The sequence below is a fragment of the Kribbella sp. HUAS MG21 genome, assembly GCF_040254265.1.
GTDB lineage: Bacteria > Actinomycetota > Actinomycetes > Propionibacteriales > Kribbellaceae > Kribbella.
In genome coordinates this window covers 6,124,818-6,148,264 of sequence record NZ_CP158165.1, presented here as the reverse complement: position 1 = coordinate 6,148,264, position 23,447 = coordinate 6,124,818, and the positions used below count along the sequence as shown (strand labels likewise).

20 protein-coding genes are annotated in these 23,447 nt (G+C 70.4%); 4 read left to right on the top strand and 16 right to left on the bottom strand.

Features of this window, described 5'->3' with window-relative positions:
- Positions 1–80: 80 nt before the first annotated feature.
- Positions 81–1,103, top strand: coding sequence for a serine hydrolase domain-containing protein (locus ABN611_RS29720; RefSeq protein WP_350275559.1), 1,023 nt, complete (start codon positions 81–83; stop codon positions 1,101–1,103).
- Between the two features lie 294 nt (positions 1,104–1,397).
- On the opposite strand, the gene ABN611_RS29715 is transcribed toward ABN611_RS29720, so the two are convergent.
- The 5 genes from ABN611_RS29715 to ABN611_RS29695 form a co-directional block, all read right to left on the bottom strand.
- Complete coding sequence (locus tag ABN611_RS29715; protein ID WP_350275558.1) at positions 1,398–2,114, bottom strand: trypsin-like peptidase domain-containing protein; 717 nt, start codon at positions 2,112–2,114, stop codon at positions 1,398–1,400.
- 405 nt (positions 2,115–2,519) lie between these two features.
- A complete protein-coding gene (locus ABN611_RS29710) occupies positions 2,520–3,458 on the bottom strand; it encodes a VWA domain-containing protein (RefSeq protein WP_350275557.1) in 939 nt (312 codons plus the stop codon).
- A complete protein-coding gene (locus tag ABN611_RS29705; protein ID WP_350275556.1) occupies positions 3,455–4,390 on the bottom strand; it encodes a DUF58 domain-containing protein in 936 nt (311 codons plus the stop codon). The genes ABN611_RS29710 and ABN611_RS29705 overlap by 4 nt, the downstream gene beginning before the upstream one ends.
- Complete coding sequence (locus ABN611_RS29700) at positions 4,387–5,421, bottom strand: MoxR family ATPase (protein ID WP_350275555.1); 1,035 nt, start codon at positions 5,419–5,421, stop codon at positions 4,387–4,389. Before ABN611_RS29700 ends, ABN611_RS29705 begins: the two co-directional genes overlap by 4 nt.
- Positions 5,418–5,696: a hypothetical protein gene (locus ABN611_RS29695; protein ID WP_350275554.1), complete on the bottom strand. Its 279-nt coding sequence runs from the start codon at positions 5,694–5,696 to the stop codon at positions 5,418–5,420. The genes ABN611_RS29700 and ABN611_RS29695 overlap by 4 nt, the downstream gene beginning before the upstream one ends.
- Before the next feature lie 126 nt (positions 5,697–5,822).
- Between ABN611_RS29695 and ABN611_RS29690 the strand changes: the two genes are divergently transcribed.
- A complete protein-coding gene (locus ABN611_RS29690) occupies positions 5,823–6,515 on the top strand; it encodes a response regulator transcription factor (protein WP_350275553.1) in 693 nt (230 codons plus the stop codon).
- A complete protein-coding gene (locus ABN611_RS29685; protein ID WP_350275552.1) occupies positions 6,512–7,765 on the top strand; it encodes a HAMP domain-containing sensor histidine kinase in 1,254 nt (417 codons plus the stop codon). The genes ABN611_RS29690 and ABN611_RS29685 overlap by 4 nt, the downstream gene beginning before the upstream one ends.
- Before the next feature lie 3 nt (positions 7,766–7,768).
- On the opposite strand, the gene ABN611_RS29680 is transcribed toward ABN611_RS29685, so the two are convergent.
- The 11 genes from ABN611_RS29680 to ABN611_RS29630 form a co-directional block, all read right to left on the bottom strand.
- Positions 7,769–8,608 carry an amidohydrolase family protein gene (locus tag ABN611_RS29680; protein WP_350275551.1) on the bottom strand — a complete coding sequence of 280 codons (840 nt, stop codon included), beginning with the start codon at positions 8,606–8,608 and terminating at the stop codon, positions 7,769–7,771.
- On the bottom strand, positions 8,605–9,060 hold the full coding sequence (locus ABN611_RS29675; RefSeq protein ID WP_350275550.1) for a MaoC/PaaZ C-terminal domain-containing protein: 456 nt from the start codon (positions 9,058–9,060) through the stop codon (positions 8,605–8,607). Before ABN611_RS29675 ends, ABN611_RS29680 begins: the two co-directional genes overlap by 4 nt.
- Positions 9,057–10,187 (bottom strand): extracellular solute-binding protein, encoded by a 1,131-nt coding sequence (locus ABN611_RS29670; RefSeq protein WP_350275549.1) that lies wholly within the window; start codon positions 10,185–10,187, stop codon positions 9,057–9,059. Before ABN611_RS29670 ends, ABN611_RS29675 begins: the two co-directional genes overlap by 4 nt.
- Complete coding sequence (locus ABN611_RS29665) at positions 10,184–11,335, bottom strand: CaiB/BaiF CoA-transferase family protein (protein ID WP_350275548.1); 1,152 nt, start codon at positions 11,333–11,335, stop codon at positions 10,184–10,186. Before ABN611_RS29665 ends, ABN611_RS29670 begins: the two co-directional genes overlap by 4 nt.
- Positions 11,336–11,370: 35 nt before the next feature.
- On the bottom strand, positions 11,371–12,465 hold the full coding sequence (locus tag ABN611_RS29660) for a Gfo/Idh/MocA family oxidoreductase (protein WP_350275547.1): 1,095 nt from the start codon (positions 12,463–12,465) through the stop codon (positions 11,371–11,373).
- A complete protein-coding gene (locus ABN611_RS29655) occupies positions 12,465–13,370 on the bottom strand; it encodes a carbohydrate ABC transporter permease (protein ID WP_350275546.1) in 906 nt (301 codons plus the stop codon). The genes ABN611_RS29660 and ABN611_RS29655 overlap by 1 nt, the downstream gene beginning before the upstream one ends.
- Positions 13,370–14,329 carry a sugar ABC transporter permease gene (locus tag ABN611_RS29650; RefSeq protein ID WP_350275545.1) on the bottom strand — a complete coding sequence of 320 codons (960 nt, stop codon included), beginning with the start codon at positions 14,327–14,329 and terminating at the stop codon, positions 13,370–13,372. Before ABN611_RS29650 ends, ABN611_RS29655 begins: the two co-directional genes overlap by 1 nt.
- A gap of 33 nt (positions 14,330–14,362) precedes the next feature.
- Entirely contained in the window at positions 14,363–15,661 is a 1,299-nt protein-coding gene (locus ABN611_RS29645) for a hypothetical protein (protein ID WP_350275544.1), read from the bottom strand.
- A 192-nt stretch (positions 15,662–15,853) separates the two neighbouring features.
- A complete protein-coding gene (locus tag ABN611_RS29640; protein WP_350275543.1) occupies positions 15,854–16,870 on the bottom strand; it encodes a LacI family DNA-binding transcriptional regulator in 1,017 nt (338 codons plus the stop codon).
- A gap of 13 nt (positions 16,871–16,883) precedes the next feature.
- Complete coding sequence (locus ABN611_RS29635; protein ID WP_350275542.1) at positions 16,884–18,038, bottom strand: CoA transferase; 1,155 nt, start codon at positions 18,036–18,038, stop codon at positions 16,884–16,886.
- A gap of 93 nt (positions 18,039–18,131) precedes the next feature.
- Entirely contained in the window at positions 18,132–21,329 is a 3,198-nt protein-coding gene (locus tag ABN611_RS29630; protein ID WP_350275541.1) for a BTAD domain-containing putative transcriptional regulator, read from the bottom strand.
- Positions 21,330–21,415: 86 nt separating this feature from the next.
- Here ABN611_RS29630 and ligA point away from each other — a divergent pair, with 86 nt between their 5' ends.
- Positions 21,416–23,413, top strand: coding sequence for an NAD-dependent DNA ligase LigA (gene ligA / locus ABN611_RS29625; RefSeq protein WP_350275540.1), 1,998 nt, complete (start codon positions 21,416–21,418; stop codon positions 23,411–23,413).
- The last annotated feature ends 34 nt before the right edge of the window (positions 23,414–23,447 follow it).

The window sequence follows — 23,447 nt, the reverse complement described above, 5'->3', positions numbered from 1 at the left end:
GCTGGGTGTGGTTTTCCGCAGGTGGATTGTGCGGCGAACCGCATCCCGGCGGACTGTCTGGGACGCCTACTGTCGCAGGCATGAACGCATTCGTAGCCGCCCTTACCGCTGTTGCCGTTGGCACCTGTTTTCCGTCGGACCAGCTGGACTCGCTCGTGACCAGCGGCAGTGCCTCCGCCGCTCTGCTGACTGTTGACACGTCCGACGGTAGCCGGAGCGATGCCGCTGGGGCCGCGCAGCCGTCGGGGTACTTCCGTATCGGCAGTGTCACCAAGACGTTCGTGGCGACTGTGGTCCTGCAGTTGGTGGACGAAGGCAAGGTGGAGCTGGACGCACCGCTCGACCGGTATCTTCCCGGGCTCGTGCCGAACGGTCAGAACATCACCGTCCGGCAGGTGCTCAACCATCGCAGCGGGATCTACGACTACGCGCACGACGCCGGCTTCTCCACCAACCGCTGGCGTGGGACCGAGCGGTTCCGGCACTTCGAGCCCGAGGAGTTGCTGTCGGTTGCCTTCGGCCACCAACCGTACTTCGGACCGGACGAGGGCTGGCACTACTCGAACACCAACTACATCATCGCGGGGCTGCTGATCGAACGGTTGACCGGACGGTCCTACGGCACCGAGATCACCAACCGGATCCTGAAGCCGCTGCGGCTCGCTGACACCAGCTTGCCCGGCGACCGTCCTGGACTCCCCCGTCCACACGCGCGCGGCTACACGGAGGTCGACGGCCGGCTGGTCGACGCGACGATGATGAACCCGTCCCTCGACTGGGCCGCCGGGGAGATGATCTCCACCGCACAGGACGTGAACACGTTCTTCGAAGCACTCCTGGGCGGCCGCCTGCTGACCGCCGAGTCCCTGACCCAGATGCGCGACTACCGAGCCGCCACGCCTCTCTTCGACTACGGACCAGGCCTGCAACGCTTCCACCTACCCTGCGGCCAAACCATCGAAGGCCACAGCGGCCAACTCATCGGCTACACGACATACTCCCTACACAACACGACGAAGCAGGCAACGCTGTCCTACAACCCACTCCCGAACACCGACCCCGCAACCACCCTCATCTCCTTGTTCAGCCACCTCTACTGCTGACCCGAGAACCTCGCAGACGAGAACACACCGGGGGGCCCACGTTCGCCGCCCTCCTGATCCAGGCCCGCGCCCGCCAGCGCATGCCAACTCACCTAAAGCGACCGCGCTCCGCCGTAAACACCTGTCGCGCGGACTCCGCCCGCTCCGCGCGCCTGGCCCGCTCGCACGGGCCCGCCGTACCCACCCAACTGCCGGACCCACCACGCCCGCCGCACCGCACCGCACCGGCCAGCTTCGGCGGACCACCGCACGCCCAGGACCTGGCCAACTACCTGACCTCTGCTCAGTGGTGGATCAGTCGAGCATGTTTTCGACGATTGAGGTCATTCGGTCCACGGGGATCGCGAAGCCGATGCCGATGTTGCCGGAGCGGGAGGTGCCTAGGGTGGCTATGGCGGTGTTGACGCCTACGACCTGGCCGGCGGAGTTCACGAGTGGGCCGCCGGAGTTGCCGGGGTTGATGGCGGCGTCGGTCTGGATCGCGGACTGGCGGGTGCCGTCGTTGCCGAAGCGGGCCTGGCGGTTGACGGCGCTGACGATGCCGGCGGTCACCGTTCCTTCCAGTCCGAGGGGTGAGCCGACCGCGAGCACCGGGTCGCCGACCCGCAGCTGTGCGGACCGGCCGAGCGTGAGCGCGCGCAGTCCCTCGGCGTCCGACGGGGAGACCCGGAGTACGGCGAGGTCGTTGTCCGTGTCGGATCCGATGACGTTCGCGTCGACCGTACGTCCGTTCGACAGGACCAGGGATACATCGGCGGCTCCTTCCACCACGTGGGCGTTCGTCACGACGTGTCCTTCCTGATCGATCGCGAAGCCGGATCCGGTTGCGCGGCCGGCGCGTACCGACACCACTCCGGGGAGCACGCTCGCGGCGGCCGCGGTGATCGAGCCCTGTGCGGCGGCGGGCGGTGCGGCGGCCTGCGGTAGGTCGATCGATGCCGCGGGCTGCTGGTCTGCTGTCACCGCACCCGCCAGCCCACCGGCGGCGATCGACAGCACCAGCGTGCCCACGAAGAACCCGACCCGCCGCCGCCCCGAACTACGCCCGGCGCCCGCGGGCGGGACAGCGGCGGGCGGTACGACGCCTGGTGTGGGAGGGCCAGGCGGGGCGAAGCCAAACGGCGCCGAGCCCGGCGTTGCGGAGCCGGGCCTCGCGGAGCCGAGCCCCGCCCAGCCGGGCGCGGCGGGGCCGGGCGCGGCGGGGCGGGGTGGGTTGTTGAAGGGAGCGTCCGTCACCCCGGTCTGAGGTGCCGCCGCCGGAGAGGGGGTGGCCGGGGCGGTGACCGGGGTGACGGAGTCGGTGGAGGGTGCGCCCGAGTCGGTGGGCGGTGGGGTGGTGTGGGTGGGGGGTGGGATGGGGATGTAGTCGGGGCCTCGGAAGGGGTGGCCTAGGTGTGGGGGCATGGTGGCTCCTGCTCAGGGGAGGCGGGAGAACCACAGCAACGAGGCGAGGGCGGCGAGCAAGGCTGCGGCCAGGGCTCCTCCGGCTACCAGGTTGGTGATCTCGCGCGGTTCGGTGGTCCAGCCGATCGACGACTGCAGATCGGCGTACACGTCACGGAGCTGCTCGTCGCTCGCGGCCTCGTAGAAGCTTCCGCTGGTCGCCTCCGCGAGACCTCGCAGGGCCTCGGTGTCGGCCGGCACCGGGATGTCGCGGCCTTCGAGGTTCACGGTGCCCTCGGCGGTGCCGTACGCGATCGTCGACACCGGTACGCCGGCCTGCGTGGCGGCCTCGGCGGCCTCGTCGATCGGGCGGCCGGCGGTGTTGCCGCCGTCGGACAGCAGCACGATCCGGCTCGGCGGCGGATCCTCGGGGTCGATCGTGCGCACCGCCTGCAAGCCCGTCAGCACGGCCTCCCCGATTGCGGTCGAGTCGCTCAGCTGCAGACTGTTGATCGCGGCAACGGTCGCCTGATGGTCGGTGCTCGGCGCCGACACCACGGTCGCCGTCCGCGCGAACGACACCAGCCCGACGTTGAACTGCTCCGGCAGTTCCTCGACGAACTGCGTCGCGGCCTGCTTGGCGACCTCGAAGCGGTTCGGCGCCACGTCGGTCGCGGCCATCGAGTTCGACACGTCCATCGCGACCAGTACCGTCGCCCGTTCACGCGGGACGCGGATGTCGGCCACCGGCCGCGCGATCGCGATCGTCAGCACGGTGAGCGCGGCGAGGAAGGCCGCGGCCGGCGCGTGCCGGCGCCAGCCGGGCCGCTGCGGCGCGACCTTCTCCAGCATCGGGAGGGTCGCGAAACGTACGGCGTACTTCGTCCGGCGCCGCTGCGCGATCAGGTACGCGACCACGAGGGCGGCGACCAGTCCCAGCAGCCAGAGCCAGAGGGGTTGCTCGAATCTCATCGGATACCGGTCCTCCCGGTCGGGTGCCGCCGGACGCCGGCCCGGCGCCGCGCGTTGGTGAACGCGGCGACGTCGCGGACCCAGTCCTGGTCGGTGCGCAGGACCAGATGCGCGGCGCCGGCCGCGCGGATCGCCCGGGCGGTCCGGTCGCGGTGCGCGGTCATCGCGTCGGCGTACCGGCGGCGGAGTTTGCGGTTGGCGGTCTGGATCTCCCGGCGGCGCCCGGTCTCCGGGTCGACCAGCGTGAGTAGGCCGACGTCGGGCAGTTCGAGTTCGCGCGGGTCCAGGACCTCGACGGCGATGACCTCGTGGCGGGCGGTCAGTCGCCGCAGTGGATCGGCCCAGTCGTCCTCGTGGAAGTCCGACACGACGACGCGCAGGCCGGGGCGGGTGTGTTCGCGGTCGAACCGGCTGATCGCGCGACCCAAGTCGGTCCGCGGCACTGCGCCAGGTGTTGCCCGCGGCAACGACAGCAGTGTGCGCAGCGACCGGCGGAGCTGGACGGCGCCGCCGGCCGCGGGCAGCCGGCGCAGCTCGTCGCCCAGCGCGATCCGGATCCCGAGCCGGTTGCCGGGGCGGTCGGCCAGCAGACCGACCGCCCCGACGATCGCGATCGCGAGGTCCCGCTTCTCACTCGCCGCGGTCCCGAAGTCCATGCTGGCCGACGCGTCGAGCAGCGCCCACGTCTCCAGCTCCCGTTCGGCCAGCGGCGCGCGCACGTGCGCCTCCAACGACCGGGCGGTGACGTTCCAGTCCATCCGTCGTACGTCGTCCTGGCCCGCCTGGTACGGCCGCGCCTCGTTGGGTTCGCTGCCGGGACCGGTGCGCAGCCCGGTGATCTCGCCGTGCAGGAACCCTTCGAGCTTGCGCTTCACCGACAGTTCCAGTGCGCGCAAGGCCCGCTCCCGGCCCGCCAGCAGGTCGTCGGTCACGCTGCCGACCCCTGTGCGTCGTCGGCAGGCACCACGTGCGGCTGCTCGATCGTGTGCAGGATGCGGCCGACCACCGCGCGCGGGTCGACGCCGTCGGCCAGCGCGTCGAAGGTCAGCACCAGCCGGTGCGCCATCACGTCGAGCGCCACGTCGTACACGTCGGCCGGCAGCACGTAGTCGCGGCCGCGCAGCAACGCCAGCGCCCGCCCGGCGGCGACCAGTCCCAGCGTGGCCCGCGGGCTCACGCCGAACTCGAGCACCCCGGCGAGGTCGTGGATCCCGTACTGCTCCGGCGCCCGGGTCGCGTGCACGAGCCGGACGACGTACTCCGCCACGGCGTTGTGGACGAAGACGTCTTCCGTTGCCTCCTGCAACTGTGCGACCTGCTCCGGCGTCAGTACGGCGCTCGCGTGCGGGCGGTGCGCGCTCATCCGCTGCAGGATCGTCAGCTCCTCCAGCGGCGTCGGGTAGTCGACCGTGATCTTCAGCAGGAACCGGTCCCGCTGCGCCTCGGGCAGCGCGTACACGCCGTCGGACTCGATCGGGTTCTGCGTGGCCAGCACCAGGAACGGTTCCGGCAGCCGGTACGACGTACCGCCGATGCTGACCTGGTGTTCGGCCATCGCCTCCAGCAGCGCCGACTGCACCTTCGCCGGCGCCCGGTTGATCTCGTCCGCGAGCACGAGGTTCGCGAACACCGGGCCGAGCTCGGTGTCGAAGCCCTCCGTCGACGGCCGCCAGATCCGGGTACCCATGATGTCGCCGGGCACCAGGTCGGGGGTGAACTGCAGCCGGGCGAACCGGCCGCCGATCACCTCCGCCAGCGTCCGGACGGCGAGCGTCTTGGCGACGCCGGGCACGCCTTCGAGCAGGCAGTGGCCGCGGGCGAGCAGCCCGACCAGCATCCGCTCGACCAGGTGGTCCTGCCCGACGACGACCCGCTTCACCTCGAACAACGCGTGCTCGAGCACGGCGTTGACCCCGGCGGACGGGGCCTGCGCCGCGTTCCGTGGGACGTGGGCCTCCGTCATGCGTTACCGGCCGGGTTCTGCTCAGAGGGCTGCTCCGACTGCCCCTGCGAGCCCTGACCCTGCGAACCCTGCGACCCCGAGCCGTTCTTCTCCGGGCAGTCCTCGCGGCCGCCGCCCTGCTGGGACGGCGACGGCGTGGTCGCCCCGTCCTCGACGGTGACGTAGCCCTGCTGCGGCGCCGGGTCGCTGCCGGCCGCGTACGCGACCCCACCGATACCGAGCGCCGCGACCGCCACCACGCCGCCGAGTACGAGCCGCTTGCCTGGGATGTTCATCAGGTTCTCCTTCGCGTCGATTGGCCCACAGCTCATCAAGCGGGTACGAAAACGACCGGAAAGCAGAGCGAAAGCCGGCCGAAAGAGCAGACCCGCGGACTGTGCGGACACCGCTACCTTGGTGGCGTGCGACTACTCGTGGTGGAGGACGAAGAAGGCCTGGTCAGCGCGTTGCGCTCGGGACTCGGCCGGGCCGGGTACGCCGTCGACGCGGCGACCACCGGCGCCGAGGCGACGGAGAAGCTCGCGACCACGGCGTACGACCTGGCGATCCTCGACATCACGCTGCCGGACACCAGCGGGCTCGACCTGTGCCGCGCGGTCCGCCGGGGCGAGATCGAGGTGGCGTCGGGCCGCGAGCTGCGGGTCCTGATGCTGACCGCCCGCGCTTCGCTGGCCGACCGGGTCCGCGGGCTCGACGAGGGCGCGGACGACTACCTGACCAAGCCGTTCGCGCTGGTCGAGCTGCTCGCCCGGATCCGCGCGCTGCTGCGCCGCGACGTCACCAACGGCACCACCCAGCTGCACGTCGGCGACCTGGTCCTCGACTCCTCGCGGCATCTCGTCACCCGGTCCGGCCGCGAGCTGTCGCTGACGCTCAAGGAGTTCGGCGTACTGCGGTATCTGATGTCGCGTCCCGGCCACGTCGTGTCGGCCGAGGAGCTGCTCGAACACGTCTGGGACGAGAACGCGGACCCGTTCACCCAGAGCGTCCGGGTGACTGTCGGGACCCTGCGCCGCAAGCTCACCCAGAACGGCGAGGAGCCGGTCCTGGAAACCGTGATCGGCCGCGGCTACCGCCTCCGAGGTGACTCATGAAACTCCCGCCCTGGGCCCAGACCGTCCGGTTCCGCCTGACGCTCACCTATTCCGCGGTGCTGATCGCGCTGTCGGCGCTGCTGCTCGGCGGTCTGTACGTCGCCCTGACGCAGATCCTCGACCCGCAACCGCTGAACGAGATCGAGGTCGAGAAGTATTGGAAGGATTCCAGCGGCAAGTTCCACATCAAGCCCGGCCAGGTGATCCGGGCTGCCGAGATCTCCAGCATGCAGGACGCGGTCAACTACCAGACTCTGCAGACGCTGCGGAACTACTCGGTCGCGGGCATGGGCGCCTTGTTCCTGGTCAGTCTCGGCACCGGCTGGTGGTTGTCCGGTCGCGCGCTGCGACCGGTACGCCGGATCACCGCGACCACCCAGGAGATCACCGCGACCGACCTGTCCCGGCGGATCGCCCTCGACGGCCCGAAGGACGAGCTGCGCAACCTGGCCGACACCGTCGACGACATGCTCGACCGGCTCGAGTCGGCGTTCCTTGCGCAACGGCAGCTCGTCGACGACGCGTCCCACGAGCTGCGCAACCCGCTCGCCGTCATCCAGGCGAACGTGGACGCCGTCCTCGCCCACGACGACACGCCGCCCCAGGACCGGGCGCAGGCGACCGCGATCGTGGGCCGCGCGATCCAGCGGATGACCCGGCTCGTCGAGGACCTGCTCGCGTCCGCGCGCCGTTCGTCACCGGCCTTCGTGGACGCCGACGTCGACCTCGCCGCGATCGCCGGTGAGGCCGCCGAGGAACACGAACTCCTCGCCGCGGACCGTGAGCTGCGGGTCGTACGACGCCTCGCGCCCGGGCCGATCGCCGCCGGTGACGCGTCCGCGCTGCGGCGCGCCGTGGACAACCTGCTCTCGAACGCGGTCCGGCTCGCCCGCGGCGGCAGCGAGCTCGTCGTGGCCGTCGGCAGCCGCAACGGCTGGGCGTGGATCGCCGTCCGCGACGAAGGTCCCGGGATCGCGGCGGCGGACGCCGACCGGGTGTTCGACCGGTTCTACCGCGGCGGTCAGCAGCAGCTTCCGGCGACGGTGCCGTCCACCGGGCAGCGCCGGGCCGGGCTCGGACTCGCCATCGTCCGGCAGATCGCCGAGTCGCACGGCGGCACCGTCACACTGCACTCCGAGGTCGGCGTGGGCAGCACGTTCGTCATCTGGCTGCCCGAGCGCTCGCTGACCAACGACACCAGGCGCTCCCCCGCGCCGCCGGACGAGGACCCGCTCGGTCCGCGGCGCTGAGGTTCAGCCGAGCAGGCTGTCGTCGATCCGGTAGAACCGGCGGGCCGTACCCGAGTAGATCTCGTCCCGGTCCGCGTCCGAGAGCGACGCGAGCACGCCGGACAGGCCCGTGAACACCTCGTCATACCCGCCGGAAGCGGTCGAGATCGGCCAGTCGCCGCCGTACATCAGCCGGCTCGGCGTGAAGACCTCCACGGCCCGGTCCACGAACGGCCGGACCGACTCCCAGGTCCCGTCCTCCGGGTACAGCCCCGAGATCTTGGCGTGCACGAGCGGGTTCCGCGCGGCCGTCTCGATCAGCGTCCACCACGGCTCGCGGGACTCCGCGCCGATCGGCGGCTTCGCGAGATGGTCGATCACGATCCGCAGCTCCGGGTGCCGCTCGGAGAGCGTCGGCACGTGTTCGAGATGCCGAGGCAGTACGGCGACATAGTCGAACGTGACGCTCGCCTCCTCGAGGACCGACAACCCCTCGTCGACCTCGGGCCGGAGGATCCAGTCCGGGTCCGGCAGGTCGTGGATCAGGTTCCGGATGCCGACGACTCGCGGATCCTTGCGCAGCTCCGTGAGCCGCTCGGCCGCGCGGTCCGGACGGTCGAGCGGGACGTAGGCCACGATCGCCGCGACCTCGGGATGCCGCGCCGCCACCTCGAGCATCAGGTCGGTGTCGCCGTCGTGGTCGTCGGACTGGACCAGCACCGTCGCGTCGACGCCGTTGCGGACCAGGTGCGGACGCAGCTCCTCGAACGTGAAGGTGCGGTTCCACTGCGGCACCTGCGGCCCGAGCCACTGGTACGGCGAGCGGTCGCGGTCCCAGACGTGCTGGTGTGCGTCGATGATCATGCCGGGCCTCGCTTGTCGACCAGGTAGAGGTGGGTGAGGACGAGAACGGTATCGCCGCGCTGGTTGGTCACGCTGACCAGCTCGTGCACGTAGCCGTGGGTCGCGGCCAGCCGCTGGTGGTCGGACTTCTCGGTGATCTCCGCGGTCACGGTGATCGTGTCGCCGATGAACACCGGTTTGATGAACCGGATCCTGTCGTACCCGTACGACATCGAGCGCGGGTTGATGTCGCCCGCGGTCATCCCGACGGCGACCGACAGGATCAGCGTCCCGTGCGCGATCCGCTGCCCGGCCGGCTGGGTCGCCATCCACTCCGCGTCCATGTGGTGCGGGAAGAAGTCGCCGGTCTGCCCCGCGTGCAGCACGATGTCGGCCTCGGTGATCGTCCGGCCGACGGTGGTCCGGCTCTCCCCGATTTCGTAGTCCTCGAACCAGCGTTCCGCGACTTTCATCGCCTCTCCTCCAGGAGTCGTTCGGCCAGTTCGCTCGCCCGCCTGATCAGCTCGGCGTCGGTCAGCTCACCCCGCAAGGCGCCGGTGACCCACGGCGAGACGACATCCTGGAACTCCATGTAGCCCGCCGTCCGCGGCCGGACCCAGGCGCCTTCGAGCGTCTGCCGGGTGCCGCGGAAGAAGTCCCAGGAGTCCTCGTTGAGCCGGTCGTCGTCCCACGACGCCGCGTACCCGGGCTGCCCGCCCGCGTCGTAGTACACCCCCGACTGGACCTCCGGTGACGCCAGCCAGATCGCGTACGCGCGGGCCGCGTCGAGTTCCTTGGTGTACGCCGAGACCGCGATGCCGGCGCCGCCTAGCTGCGACCCCGCGACGCCCCGCTGCCCGGCCGGGATGTCGACGTACTTCAGGCGATGCGGGCGGAAGCCTCGCCGGGAGTAGTTCGAGTACCCGTACGCGAGCGGCGCGTACGCCCAGCCGTCGTCGCCCGCAAGCGCCTCGGCGACCTCGATCGGGTTCGCGGCGAGACACCACTCCGGGACCCGGTCGGCGAGGCGGTGCATGAGGTCGAGTACGGCGCCCGCGTCGTCGTCCGCGAGGAAACGGCCGGGCTCGGCCGCGACCGGCGTACCGCGATTGGCCGCGAGCGTGCAGAGCGTCGAGTAGGCGTCGATCGGCTTCGCGGGCCACAGCACGCGGCCGTCGCGGGCGAGATCGAGTACGGCGTCCCAGTCCGTCGGCGGCTCCGGGAGCAGGTCCGGCCGGTGTACGGCGACCTGCGCGGCGGAGTCGGTAGCGAGTCCGTACTGGTGACCGTCATGCGCGTACGACGCATGGCTGTCGCCGACCGCATCAGCCGCGAGGGCGGCCAACTCGTCGTCGTGGCCGGCGCTGTCGAGAGGTGCGAGCAGTCCCTCGGCCGCGGCGAGCGGTACGTGCGGATGGTCGATGACCAGCAGGTCGTACCGGGCGGCGAGACCGGCGAGGGGCTCGTCGGCGAAGGCCTGGAGCGAGCGGTACTCCCAGTGCACGTCGACGCCGGTCAGGCGCGCGTACTCCTTCGCGGCGGCAACCTGGCAGTCGTAGCCGCGCGGGTGTTCCCAGGTCATGCCACGCAACGTCGTCATGCGATCTCCTCCACCTGGCCGGGTCCGAGCGGGTCGTGTTCGCCCAGCCGGGGCCCGGGGCGCGGGTTGGTCAGCCGCTCGCCGTCGATCCGGATCGGGCTGCGGGTGGTGGTCAGTTCGAGGCCGTCGCGACGCACCTGCTGGGTCATCGCGATCGCCCGGAAGCCGTCGTGCTCGACCAGCTCGTCCAGCGTGAGCACGGGCGCGCACCACACGTCCTCGGCGTCGAGAACGGCGAGCCACTCGTCCCGGGTCCGGGTCCGGAGCCGCTCGGACAGCAGCTCCTCGATCTCCTCCTGGCGGTCCCACCAGGACTGCGGGTCGGTCATCGCCTCAATCTCCGGCAGTTCGAGCAGCCGGCCGATCGTCGGCACCGGGTTCATCGCGATCGCGAGGTGGCCGTCGCTGGTCGGATAGATCCCGTACGGCGCCGGCAGGAACGCGTGCGCCGACCGGATCCCCTTGCGCCGTACGACGATCGACGGATCGTTGAGCCGCGTGGTCAGCAGCTCGAACTCCAGGTCCAGCAGCGCCTCCAGCAGACTGGTCTGCGCGTGGCCGCCGCGGCCGGTGCGGAAACGCCGTACCAGCAAGGCCGTGATGCCCTGGGCCAGGTGGCAGCTCGCGAGGTGATCGGCGACCGCCAGCCCGACCGGCACGGGCGGATCGTCGCGCGAACCGTTCAGCCAGGGCAGTCCGGCGATCGACTGCGCGAGCAGGTCCTGGCCCGGGCGGTCCTTGAACGGGCCGCTGTCGCCGTACCCGCTGACGCTGCCGTAGACGATGGCCGGGTTGATCCGGCGGACCGTCTCGTAGTCGAGGCCGAGCCGTTCCATCACACCGGGGCGGAAGTTCGAGACCACGACGTCGGCCTCGGCGACCAGGGCTCGCACGCGGCCGAGGTCGGCCGGGTCCTTCAGGTCGGCGACCAGGCTCTCCTTGTTCCGGTTCATCGCGTGGAACGACATGCTGTCGCCGGCCACCGTCCGGCCCGCGAACGCCAGCTGCCGGCCCGCGTCGCCGGTGCCGGGGCGCTCGATCTTGATCACCCGCGCGCCCAGGTCGGCCAGCCGCAACGCGGCCACCGGTCCGGCCAGGAACTGGCTGAAGTCCAGCACAGTGATCCCGGTCAGGGGTAGTTCCGTCACCACTCTTGTCCCTCTCAAGTCGTCTGTCGGTGGCGTCAGGCGTCGTACGGCGGCGGCTCGCCACCGCGGGCGGCGGACGCGTACGCCGCCTCGACGACCGCCATCGTCCGGAACACGTCCTCCACCGAGGTCGGCAGCGACGGGATCGAGCCCTCGAGGTACCGCTGCACGACACCCATCGAGCCGATGAACGCGTCCGGGAACCACGAGCCCCCGAACGACACCGGCCGCCAGCCCTCCGCGAGCCGGTCGTCGGTGACGAGCTCGAGCCGGTCCTCGCCGCCGCGCGGGTAGTCGAGCAGGAGCCCGAGCTGCAGCCGGATGGCGCCCTTCGTGCCCTCCCACTTGACGTAGCTCTCCTCGTACCGCTCACCGAAGTGGTGGTCGTGGTTCGTCGAGACGACGACCCGAACGGCGCGGTCGCCGTACGTCAGCGCGATGTCGGAGCGGCTGTTCGCATGCGACTTCTCCGGGTGCCGGACGGTGACCGCGGACACGCCGGTCGGATCGCCGAGGAACGAGCGGATCAGGTCGAGGTAGTGGACGCTGTGCATGTTGATCTCGAGCCGGTCGAGGTCCAGCACGTACGGGAACATCTCCCACGGCGTGCGCACCGAGACGCGGACCTCGACGTCGTAGAGCTCGCCAATGATGCCGTCGGCAATCAGTTTGCGCGCGACCGCGACGTACGGCGCGAACCGGAGTTGGGTGTTGACCGCTGCGGTGAGGCCCTTGCGGCGGCACACCTCGCGGGTCCGGACGCCTTCGGGGAGGTGGTTGCCGAGGGGCTTCTGGAGCAGTACGGCGGCACCGTCGGGCAGCTGTTCGAGTACGTCGACGTGCGCCTCGGGTGGGAGCGCGACGTCGTACACCGCGTTGTCCGGGGCCGCTGCGACGGCGGCAGCGACATCGTCGTACACCTGCGGTACGCCGTACTGCTGGGCGAGGGTCTGTGCGCGGTCGAGTCGGAGGTCGGTGATGCTCGCGACCTCGAAGCCGGCCTTCGCGTAGGCGGGGAGATGGGCGTCGCGGACGATGCCGCCGGCGCCGACGATCACGATCGGGCGCGGGTGCTCCGGGAGCTTCAGCGTGTAGCCGGGGTGCGGGTCGAACTCTGGAAGCTCGCTCATCAGCCCTTCACCGCCCCGACTGTCTCGCCGCGGATCAGGAAGCGCTGGGCGCCGAGGAAGACGGCGAGCAGCGGCAGCATCGAGATGAACGTCGCGAGGGCGAGTTGCGGCATGTAGAGCTTGACGTCGAGACCTGCTGCCACGGTCGGGTTGAACAGCGGGCTTGCGCCGATCAGCTGCTGCAGGCCGATCGAGACGGTCTGGTTGTTCTGGTTCGACGACAGCAGCGCGAGTGGGAGGAAGAAGTTCGTCCAGTTCGCGACGAAGGCGAAGAAGGCGACCAGGACGACGACCTGTTTGGAGATCCGCAGGCCGATCCACCAGAAGACCGACACCTCCCCGAGTCCGTCGAGGCGAGCGGCCTCGACCAGTTCGCGGGGCATGGTGGTCATGTAGTGGATGTAGGAGAGGTACACGCCGAACGGGAAGAAGCCCATGATCAGCGCGACCGGCCACAACTGGCCCACGGCGCCGACGGCGTTGACCTCGAGGAACAGCGGGATGACGAGGACGGTGTTGGGCATCACCATCGTGACGAGGGTTATGAGCAGTACGGCGCGGCGGGCACGGAACCGCAGCCGCGCCATCGCGTAGCCGGCCGGGAGTGCGGCGATCACGGCGAGCAGTGCGCCGCCGCCCGCGACGATCAGCGAGTTCATCAGCCAGCGGCTGAACAGGCCGCCTTCGGGGCCGAACCCATTGACCTGTGACCAGCTGTACCGGACGTTGCTCCAGGCAATGTCCCCGAGGCCGAGGAAACCGCCGGCCCCGGCTTCGACGCCGTCGTTGGAGCGGAACGCCATCGCGACGAAGCCGGCGATCGGCAGCAGGAAGAGCGCGGCGACGAACAGCATCGACACGACCCGCGCCAAGCGGCCGACGCTCCAGTTCTCGATCGCGGTCATCAGTTGTCCTCCTCGCCGAACAGCCCGCTGCGGAAGACGATCAGCAGTCCGATGCCGAGCGTGATCACCAGCAGGACCAACGACATCGCCGCCGCGGCCGGGAAGTTGTAGTTGCTGAACGCGAACGCGTAACCCAGCTGCGTCGGCGTCCACTGGTCCGGCAACGCATTGCCGGCCACCTGGTCGAGGAGCTGGGGCTCGAGGAACAACTGGAAGCCGTACGCGAGGTTCATGAGGGCGGCGTACCCGATCCAGGGGCGGATGATCGGGAGCTTCACGTGCCAGGCGAGCTGCCAGGCGTTGGCGCCGTCCAGGGCGGCCGCTTCCAGGGTCTCGTCGGCGATGCCGTTCAGGCCGCCGTTCACCACGACGATCCAGGAGCCCACGCCCTGGAAGAACATCATCGCGGTGAGGATGAACGGCAGGTGGCCGGGTCCGGCGACCGCCTGCTTGATCGTGTCGACGCCGACCGCGTGCCAGAACCCCTCGATCGGCGACTGCGCCGGGTTGAGCAGGTACACCCACAGCACCAGGTTCGCGATGCCGGCCAGGGCGCCGGGGATGTAGTAGACGAACCGCATCGTCGAACCGAACCTGCCGGGGCTGGCGTGGATCAGCAGCGCCAGGCCGACGATGCCGACCATCATGATCGGCAGCCAGATCACCAGCGTCGCGAACACGTTCTGGAAGGTGTCCACGAAGCGGAAGTCGGTGAACACGGTCCTGAAGCTCGCGATCCCGCCGAACCCGCCGGTCGGATCCAGCGGGGTCGGCGGCTTCTCCAGCGCGGTCTTGATCGCGTAGCCCACCGGGATGATCCCGCCGACGAGCAGGAGTACGACGTACGGCGACAACAGGATCCAGGCGCCTCTGGTCTCACTCGGCCGAGAGATCTTCTGGCGCTGGGGTTTCGCTGCCGGCGCGATCGTACTGCGCTCTTCCATCAGCGCGGTCGACATGCCGCACTCCTATCTACGGTCACGGGGTCGCGGCTATTTGATGGTGTAGCCCATGGCTTTGGCCTGCTTGACGAGCTCGTCGTTGAAGCCGGTCCAGGCCTGGTCGACCGTCTTGCCCGATGCCAGGCCGGCAGCCACGGTCTCGGTCCACACGCTGCCGGTGTTGTAGAGCAGGTAGGAGTGGTCGGGCTGGACGAACGCGGTCGCACCCTTGATCGCCGCGAACGTCGTCTTGTCGTCGGCGAAGTACTTCTGCTTGGACTGCTTGGCGATCCAGGCGTCCTGGACCGGGCCGTACGCCGGGAGACCCGTCGAGAGCTCGACCTGCCAGCGCGGGTCGGTGGCGACGAACTTGGCGAAGGTGAGCGTGTTCTCCAGCTGCTTGCCGGTGATGTGGCGCGAGAAGCCCCACAGGCCGCCGCCCTCGTTGCCGGTGGCCGGCTTGCTCTCGCCGTTCCAGGTCAGCGGCGTGATCGCGGTCATCTGGCCCGCGGGGATCTTCCAGGACTGGCGGAAGAGGTAGTCGCCCCACCAGGCGGCGCCCGGGCTCATCACGAGGTCCTTGCCGGACTTGGCGGCGTCGGCGTCGAAGATCCCGAGTGTCGACAGGGCCTTCGCCTGGACGAGCTTCGCGAGCAGGTCCTTGGCGCGGGCGCACTTGGGGTCGTTGAGGTCGATGTGGACCTCGGTCTCGGACTGGCGGGCGTTCGTCGGGCAGCCGGACGCCCACAGGTAGCGGTCGGGGGCGTAGGCGTCACCGGTGAAGCCGCTCAGCTTGCCCGGGTGCTCCTTGGCGATCCGCACGGCGAGGTCGCCGTACTCCTCCCAGGTCTTCGGGACCGTGTAGCCGTTCTGGGTGAAGAAGGCCTTGTTGTACCAGAAGACGTCCGGGGCGGCGTCGTTGCGCAGGCAGCGGATCTTGCCGTCGATCTTGCACGGCGAGATGACCTCTTCCTGGTAGCCCTTGATGACGTCCGGGACCAGGTCGGTCAGGTCGGCGGTGTAGTTGACCTGCGCGCCCGACGCCCAGGCGATGTCGTCGTTCGACGGGAAGAAGATCGCGTCCGGCCAGCCCTTGCCGGCCTGGTTGAACTGCGCGAACTGCTGCTGCAACGACTTCCCACCGACGGTGCCGTCGATCTGGTTGATCGTCGTCTTGATCTCCGGATGCGCTTGCTGGAACGCCTTCGCGGCCGGGACCCGCGGCGGATCCACCCACACCGTGATCGCACCACCGGAGTCGGTCTGCTGCACATCCGCCCCCGCGGGCCCGACCGACGACCCACACCCAGCCACCAGAGCAGCTGCACCCACCAGGGCCACAGCAGCCACACCCCGCACTCCCCCGGGACGACCACCGAGTGACTTCATCAACGAACTCCTCACTTCCAGTCCCGAGCGGACGGCAGCACCCCACCGGGTGCTCAAACGTTAGAGCAGAACGCTAAACCGCCCCACCCGAACTGGTCAATCGTTTGCGCACGGACTTTTGCGCACGCCCGAACGGATCGGTGAGCGCCGGGGTCAGGTGCTGTGGGGTGGGGCGGTGGATTCTCGGATGATCAGCTGCGGGGGTGGGTCAGTGACTACCTGGTCGGAGGTTTCGCCGGTTTCGATGCGGTGGATGACGCTGCGTACGGCGGTCCGGCCGACGGTGTAGAACTGCATCTTCACGGCGGTGAGGGGTGGCCAGGTGTTCTCGGCCGTCCAGGAGTCATGGACGGTGACCACGGACAGGTCCTCGGGGATTCGGATGCCCTGCCTGCGCGCCTCACCCAGCAGACCCACGGCGGCGTTGACGTTCGCCACCACGATGCCTGTCGGTCTCGGGTCGAGCGCCATCAACCGGCGCAGCGCCGTACGTCCGTTGTCGACGGTGTACCCGACCCTCGTCTCGTACGCGGCAGGCACCCGCACACCAGCGGTGGCGAGAGCCAACTTGTAGCCGGTGCGCCGCCGCTTGGCAGTGAACGACCGCGGCAAGCCGTTCGCGAACGCGATCCGCTGATGCCCGAGTTCGAGCAGGTGCTGCGTCGCGATCAGCGCGCCACGATGGTCGTCGAGCGTGACAGAGCCGACGTGCCCCGGACTGGCGGAGTTGACGAGCACGATCGGCGCCTTGGTGGACAGCAGATCGCGCAGCCCCGCGGGCGGTACGCCGTCGCCGACCTGCAGCGCCATACCGTCGACGCGCCCCTCGCCGATCAGGCGCGCGATGACTTCCCCACCCGGTCGTACGTCGTCCGAACGCCCGAGCAGCACCGTGTACCCGCGCTCCGCGGCCTCGTCCTCCGCACCGTGCATCAGCTCGGTGAAGAGCGCGTTGGTGATGTCCGGTACGACGAGCCCGACCACCTGCGTGCGCGCCGACTTCAGCGCCCGCCCGGCGAAGTTCGGGCGGTAGTTGAGTTCGCCGGCCGCGTCGAGGATCCGCTGCTTGGTGGCCGCACTCACCCGCGAGTCCGGCGCGTCACTGAGCACCCGCGACACCGCCGAGATCGACACACCGGCCCGAGCCGCGACATCACCCAGGGTCGCCATACCACCCACCCTACTAACGCCCACCCTTCAACGGATCCACCCCGTCCCGCAGATACCCCTGAGCACCGAGGCGCGGCGCGGCACGTCCGTTCCGCAGTACTTCGCCGTCGATCCGAATCGGACTACGTGTTGTCGTCAAGCGCAACGGCGTACCTCCCGCCGCAGCCGCCGGACGTACCACCTCCTGAGTCATCCCAATCGCCCGGAACTCCTCAGAAGCAATCACCTCGTCCAGCGTCCGCAACGGAGCACACTCGATCCCAGCCCTCCCCAACACCTCAACCCACTCCGCCGTCTTCCCCAACACCAACCGCTCCCCAACCCACTCCTCAACCACGTCCCGCTCCACCACCAACCCGCCCTCGACTGAGACGCTCTCCCCCACCACCCCAACCAGTTCCGCCACCCGCACCACCCCAACCGCCAGATAGCCGTCGGCCGTCCTGTACAGGCGCGCAGGAAGCACATCGTCCGCCGCATCCGTCGGACCGGCGCCGTTCGTGGGGGTGTTCAGGTGGGTGGTCAGGGGGATGGTCTGGAGGTCGAGCATGGCCTCCAGAAGGCTGGATTCGGTGTGGCCTCCTTGGCCTGTGCGGGCTTTGCGGAGCAGGAGGGCTGTGACGCCTTGGGCCAGGTGGCAGCTGAGGAGGTGGTCTGCCAGGGAGAGGCCCACGGTGGTGGGGCGGTTTCGGCCGGTGGTCCAGGTGAGGCCGGAGATGGATTGGGCCAGGAGGTCCTGGCCGGGGCGGTTGGACCAGGGACCTTCGGGGCCGTAGCCGGAGGCCGCGGCGTAGATGATGGACGGGTTGAGGGCGCGCGCCGATTCGTAGTCGAGGCCGAGGCGTTCCATCACTCCGGGGCGGAAGTTGTGGAGGAGTACGTCGGCACGCGCGACCAGGCTCTTCACCCGTTCGAGGTCCGCGGGGTCCTTGAGGTCCGCGACGACGGCTTCCTTGTTGCGGTTCATCGCGTGGAAGGAGACGGTGTCCTCGTCCGCCCAGCGGCCGGCGAAGGCGAGCGTACGGCCGATCTCGCCGGTCACTGGCCGCTCGATCTTGATCACCCGCGCACCGAGGTCCGCCAACCGCAACGCCGCAACCGGCCCCGCCAGGAACTGGCTGAAATCCAGCACCACCACCCCCGCCAGCGGCAGTTCCTCGGCCTCCATCTCGACCCCTCCCGGTGCTCAATCGTTTGCGCAACGATATGTCGCCGGGGTACGTCGGAGCAACTGAGACCTGCCCGACGGCCGGACGGCCAGCTATCTCTGGAAGTCCTGGAGCAGCGAACCACTCAGGCTGCCCGCCGTTGCCTCCAGCAATCGAAACCCACACGACGCGGCGATCGCGGCGGCCTGCGCAGCCGCGTCGGCCGCCGCGGTCGCGGCGCCGGTCGAACGCCGGGCCGCGGCCAGGATCAGCAGGGCCTCGGCCTCGAGGTACGGATAGGACGAGCGCGCGATCGCCAGGCACTCCTCGATCCAGTGGATCGCGGACGCCGCGTCACCGAGCGCGAGGTGCGCCTCGGCCACGGCGGACGCGGTCTGCGCCTGGGCCTTCCGATCACGGACGACAAGCGCCAACTGGTGCGCCCGCAACGCCGTACGCAAAGCCGTCGCGCCGTCCCCGCGCCCGCTCTGCAACCGCGCCAACTCGTCCAGCGTCGACAGCTCACCCCGCAGGTGCGAGCGCTGCCGGTACGCTTCCAGCAGTTCGTCGAACAGCTCGGCCGCGCGGTCCACGTCGCCTTGCTGCCGTACGGCGCTCGCGAGGTTGCCGCGGATGACCAGCTCCGAGTTCCGCCGCCCGATAGTGAGCCGCAGCGCCGACGCGAACAGCTCCTCGGCCTCCGCGGGCTCGCCCTGGTGGAGCCGGATCATCCCGAGCCCGTTGACCACGATCGCGCGGATGTGTCCCTGCTGGTCGTCCTCGGTGAGCTTCATCGCGCGGAGCATCCACAGCTCCGCGTCCCCGAGCCGGCCGCGCACGAACTGCAGCCACCCGAGCTGATGAGCCACATACGCGGCGGCCCGCGTCCACCCCACGCCGACCGCCAGTGCCTGCGCCGCCAGACAGTCGGACAGCGCATCCTCGTCGCGCCCGACCGCGCCGTATGCCTGCGCCCGGCTGAGCAACATCGCGACCCGCGCCCGGTCGTCACCGGCCGCGGTCGCGGCAGCCAGCCCCGTCTCCGCCGCCGGCAGCCACCCGTCCGCATCCAGCCGAATCAGGAAGTACGCCCGGAGCTGATCGACGATCCGCCACGACAGCGACGGCTCCCCGATCTCTCCCGCGCCCTGTACGACGGCCAGCAACGTCGGCAGCTCCTGGTCCAGCCACGCCAGCGCCTCGCCCTCGGAGCCGAAGGTCCCGTCGCCGCCACCGAGCCGCAGCACCTGCGGGTACGCCGCATCGATCGCGGCCGCCACCCGCTCCGCGTACCAGTGGTAGAGCCGATGCTGCGCGGACGAACGGTCAGGATCCTCGGCGAGCAGCTGCCGCGCGTACAGTCCGAGCAGGTCGTGGAAGCGGTAGCGGTCCTTCGACTGCTGGAGCAGCATGTTGGCCTCCAGCAGGGCTTCCAGCAGCCGGTCGGCCTCGGCCGTCGACAGCGAGAGCAGCACCGCCGTGCTCTCGGCACTGAAGTCGTCGCCGGGATGCAGGCTGCACAACCGGAACGCGCGCTGCGCGTCCCCAGCCAGGTCGGCGTAGCTGAGCCGGAAGCTGCTCAGCACGCTCGACTCCCCCACACTGAGCTCGGTCAACCGGTGTCCGTCGCCCAACCGACCGGCCAGATCCGCCACCGTCCACTCGCGCCGCGTCGCAAGCCGCGCGCCCGCGATGCGAAGCGCCAGCGGCAACCGCGCGCACGCCTCCACCAGCGCGTCCACACCGTTGCCCCCGGCATCCACCCGGCGCGCCGTCGACACGACCAGCCGGACCGCGTCGTCGTACGGAAGCGGCTCGAGATTCACGGCGCCGACCGCTTCCAGCTCAGGCATCCGCCGCCGGCTCGTCACGATCACGTCGCTGCGGCCGGCGCCGGGCAGCAGTGGCCGGACCTGCGCCGCGTCCCGCGCGTTGTCGAGCACCATCAGCATCCGCCGGTCGGCGAGCTCGCTCCGCAACAGCGCGGCCGCCTCGGCCTCGTCCGTCCCGATCCGCCGCCCGGGTACGCCGAGCGCGCGCAGGAACCGCCCGAGCACCTGGAGCGTCGACGGTGTCGCGGCCCCGCTCCCGCGCAGGTCGGCGTACAACTGCCCGTCCGGATACCGCTCGCGCAACTGGTGCGCGGCCGTCAAAGCCAACGCGGTCTTGCCGACCCCGGCGATGCCGCTGATCAGTACGACGCGTGACGAGAGCGCACCCGATCCGCCGAGCGCGTGGCCGATCGTCGCGAGTTCGTTGGCGCGACCGACGAAATCCGGCGGCGCGGTGGGCGCCTGCTGCACGACCGAACGAGTCGGCGATCCGCTCTGCTGCCGCAGCACCTCCAGATGAACCGCCCGCAGCCGCGCCCCCGGGTCGATCCCGAGGTTCTCCGCGAGCGCCGACCGGATCTGGTCGTACGCCGCCAACGCCTCGGCCTGCCGTCCGGACGCGGCCAGAGTCAGGATCAGCTCGGCGTGCAACGGCTCGTCGAGCTCGTACCGCAGCGCCAGACCCCGCAGCACCTCGAGCGCCTGCTCCGGCTCGCCGGCGTCCCGCGCGAGCGTGGCGAAGGTCCGTACAGCGGCGACGTACTCGTTGGAGATCGCGGCGTACAGCGGACTCGTCGCGAACGCCGACACATCGATAGGGCCTCGCCACAGCCGCACAGCCTCGGCCAGCATCGCCAACGCGGCCCGAGGCTCGACTGCCGCTGCTTGCTCAGTCAGTTCGCGGAACCGGAGCAGATCGACGTTGTCCGATGACAGCCGGTAGCCGCCGCTCCCACCGACGATGGCGGTCCCGGGCTCGAGCAGCCGCCGCAACCGGGCGATCCGGGTCTGCAGCAGCTTGACCGCGTTCGCGGGTACGGCGCCCGGCCAGAGCAGCTCGATCAGCTCGTCCTGACCGACCGCCGTACCGGGGTCGAGTGCGAGCCGCGCGAGCAGCGTCCGCTGCGGCTCGGAGTTGAGCGGCACCGGCAGCTCCCCGTGCCGCACCTCGAGCGGCCCCAGGACCCCGATGTACAGCGGCCCGCCGTCAACGCTTTCAACCGCCGGCGGCCCTTTCGCGGCTTCGTGCAGTCGCCCCGCGTCGTCCGCGCTCAGCGCGAGCGCCGTCGTCAGCGCCTCGATCGAGCTGTACTTCGGGGCGCGCGTCCGGCCCTGCTCCAGGTCGCGGATCGCCGCCGCGCTCAGGCCCGCCCGCACCGCGAGCTCGCGCTGGGTGACGCCCGCGTCCTGACGAAGCCGCCGCAACAGGACCCCGAACTGCGCAGGCGCGACAGCGGTCAAGTCCTGCTCGGGGGGCACCTGCAGCATCCTACGAAGTCGCCGGACCACTCCACTCGTTGCCGTGGGAAACGGATTTGTCGGCGCGGCCCGGTAATCTCCTCGCCGTGGACGTTGGGGAGCGGATTCAGGAACTGGCCGACCGGATCGTGGTCCTGCGGGACGCCTACTACCGCGGGTCGCCGGTGGTGGCCGACGCGGAGTACGACGCGGTCGAGGACGAGCTGCGCGCGCTGATCGAGGCCAACCCGGAGCTCGCGCCGGATCCGAATCCGCTGGAGCAGGTCGGCGCGCCCGCGGTGCTGCATGCCCCGGTCCGGCACTCGCGGCCCATGCTGTCGCTGGAGAAGGCCACCCGGCCCGAGCAGGTCGAGGCGTTCTTCGGCCGCTTCCCCGGCCAGCCGGTCGTCGTGATGCCCAAGCTCGACGGTCTGTCCCTGGCCGTCGTCTACGAGAAGGGCCGGCTCGCCCGCGCGGTCACCCGCGGCGACGGGACCACGGGCGATGACGTCACCCCACTGGTCCGCGCGCTCACGGACGGCGTCCCGGACCGTCTCGACGTACCGGATCGCATCGAGGTCCGCGGTGAGGCGGTGATGCTGCGGTCCACCTTCGCCGCCTACAACGCCGCGCATCCCGACAAGCCGCTGATCAACCCGCGGAACGCGGCAGCCGGCACGCTGCGGGCCAAGGACCCGGCGACGGTCGCCGAGCGCCGCCTGCAGTTCCTCGCGTTCGACCTGCTCACCGACCGCGAGAGCACCGACACCGACCTGGAGCGCGCGCTGCAGGCGATGGGGTTCACGGTCGCCGACATGCGGCACTGCGACGACGCCGCGGCCGCGCAGGCGGTGATCGCCGACATCGAGCGCCGGCGCAACGAGCTCGACTACGACCTCGACGGCGCCGTCCTGCGGCTGGCCGATCGCGGCGCGTTCGCGGCCGCGGGCACCCGGTCGAGCTCGCCGCGCGGCGCGCTGGCGTACAAGTTCGCGGCCGAGGAGAAGACGACCGTACTGGCCGACGTCGTGTGGGACGTCGGCAAGACCGGCAAGATCGCCCCGGTCGCCTGGCTCGAGCCGGTCTTCGTCGGCGGTACGACGGTGACGCGCGCGACGCTGGCGAACCAGGAGGTGATCCGCGCCCGCGACATCAAGATCGGCGACACCGTCCTGGTCCGCAGGGCCGGTGACGTGATCCCGTTCGTGGCCGGGGTGCTCGACGCGTCCAAGCGCACCGGTGCGGAGCGGGACATCGTGCCGCCGTCGGTCTGTCCGTCCTGCGAGCAGCCGCTGACCGAGCAGGGCAACAGCCGCGAACTGTTCTGCACCAACGTGTCCTGTCCCGCGCAGACGGTGCGCCGGCTGATCCACTGGGCGTCGCGCGCGGCCGCCGACATCGACGCGATCGGCGGGGTCTGGATTGAGCGGCTCGCCGAGGCGGGGATCCTGGAGAACCCGTCGGACTTCTACGGCTTGACCGCCGAGCGGCTGCTGGAGTTCGACCGGATCGGCGAGATCTCGGCGGCCCGGATGATCGAGTCGATCGACACCAGCCGCCAGGTCGGCCTGCGCCGCGCGCTGATCGGGCTCGCGATCCCGATGGCCTCCGAAGGCACCGCGGCCCGGCTGTGCCGCGCCGGTTTCGGCTCGCTCGAGGAGGTCGCCGACGCGGGTGTCGACGGGCTGGTCGCCGTGGACGACATCGGCCCGAAGGTCGCCGCCTCGCTCATCGAGCACCTCGAGCGACTCCGTCCCGAGCTGGAGCGACTCCGTGCGGCCGGCGTGTCACTCGACGTACGCGAGGAGGACCTGCCGCCGGTCGTCGCGGCCGGCGCACCGCTGGCCGGCAAGACGGTCGTCGTCACCGGGTCGATCAGCGATCCTCGCTCGGGTGAGAAGGTTGCGCGGCCCGCGTTCCAGCGGCTGTGCGAGCGGGCCGGGGCGACGATCGCGTCGTCGGTCTCGGCGAGCACCGACTTCCTGATCACCGGGGCCGACGTCGGCGCCTCCAAGCTGACCAAGGCGGAGAAGCTCGGCGTCACCGTGGTCGACCAGTCCGACATCTGGCAACAACTCCAGGCGGCCGACCTCCTCCCCCGCTGAGCCCGGGCGTAGTCTCGGACGGGTCCTTGTGTTC

Coding starts and splice junctions, on each gene's coding strand:
- ABN611_RS29675 (WP_350275550.1), bottom strand. CDS start 9,060: ATGAAAGTCGCGGAACGCTGGTTCGAGGACTACGAAATCGGGGAGAGC.
- ABN611_RS29640 (WP_350275543.1), bottom strand. CDS start 16,870: ATGGCGACCCTGGGTGATGTCGCGGCTCGGGCCGGTGTGTCGATCTCG.
- ABN611_RS29650 (WP_350275545.1), bottom strand. CDS start 14,329: ATGTCGACCGCGCTGATGGAAGAGCGCAGTACGATCGCGCCGGCAGCG.
- ABN611_RS29680 (WP_350275551.1), bottom strand. CDS start 8,608: ATGATCATCGACGCACACCAGCACGTCTGGGACCGCGACCGCTCGCCG.
- ABN611_RS29655 (WP_350275546.1), bottom strand. CDS start 13,370: ATGACCGCGATCGAGAACTGGAGCGTCGGCCGCTTGGCGCGGGTCGTG.
- ABN611_RS29670 (WP_350275549.1), bottom strand. CDS start 10,187: ATGACGACGTTGCGTGGCATGACCTGGGAACACCCGCGCGGCTACGAC.
- ABN611_RS29695 (WP_350275554.1), bottom strand. CDS start 5,696: ATGAACATCCCAGGCAAGCGGCTCGTACTCGGCGGCGTGGTGGCGGTC.
- ABN611_RS29710 (WP_350275557.1), bottom strand. CDS start 3,458: ATGAGATTCGAGCAACCCCTCTGGCTCTGGCTGCTGGGACTGGTCGCC.
- ABN611_RS29635 (WP_350275542.1), bottom strand. CDS start 18,038: ATGGAGGCCGAGGAACTGCCGCTGGCGGGGGTGGTGGTGCTGGATTTC.
- ABN611_RS29700 (WP_350275555.1), bottom strand. CDS start 5,421: ATGACGGAGGCCCACGTCCCACGGAACGCGGCGCAGGCCCCGTCCGCC.
- ABN611_RS29720 (WP_350275559.1), top strand. CDS start 81: ATGAACGCATTCGTAGCCGCCCTTACCGCTGTTGCCGTTGGCACCTGT.
- ABN611_RS29685 (WP_350275552.1), top strand. CDS start 6,512: ATGAAACTCCCGCCCTGGGCCCAGACCGTCCGGTTCCGCCTGACGCTC.
- ABN611_RS29660 (WP_350275547.1), bottom strand. CDS start 12,465: ATGAGCGAGCTTCCAGAGTTCGACCCGCACCCCGGCTACACGCTGAAG.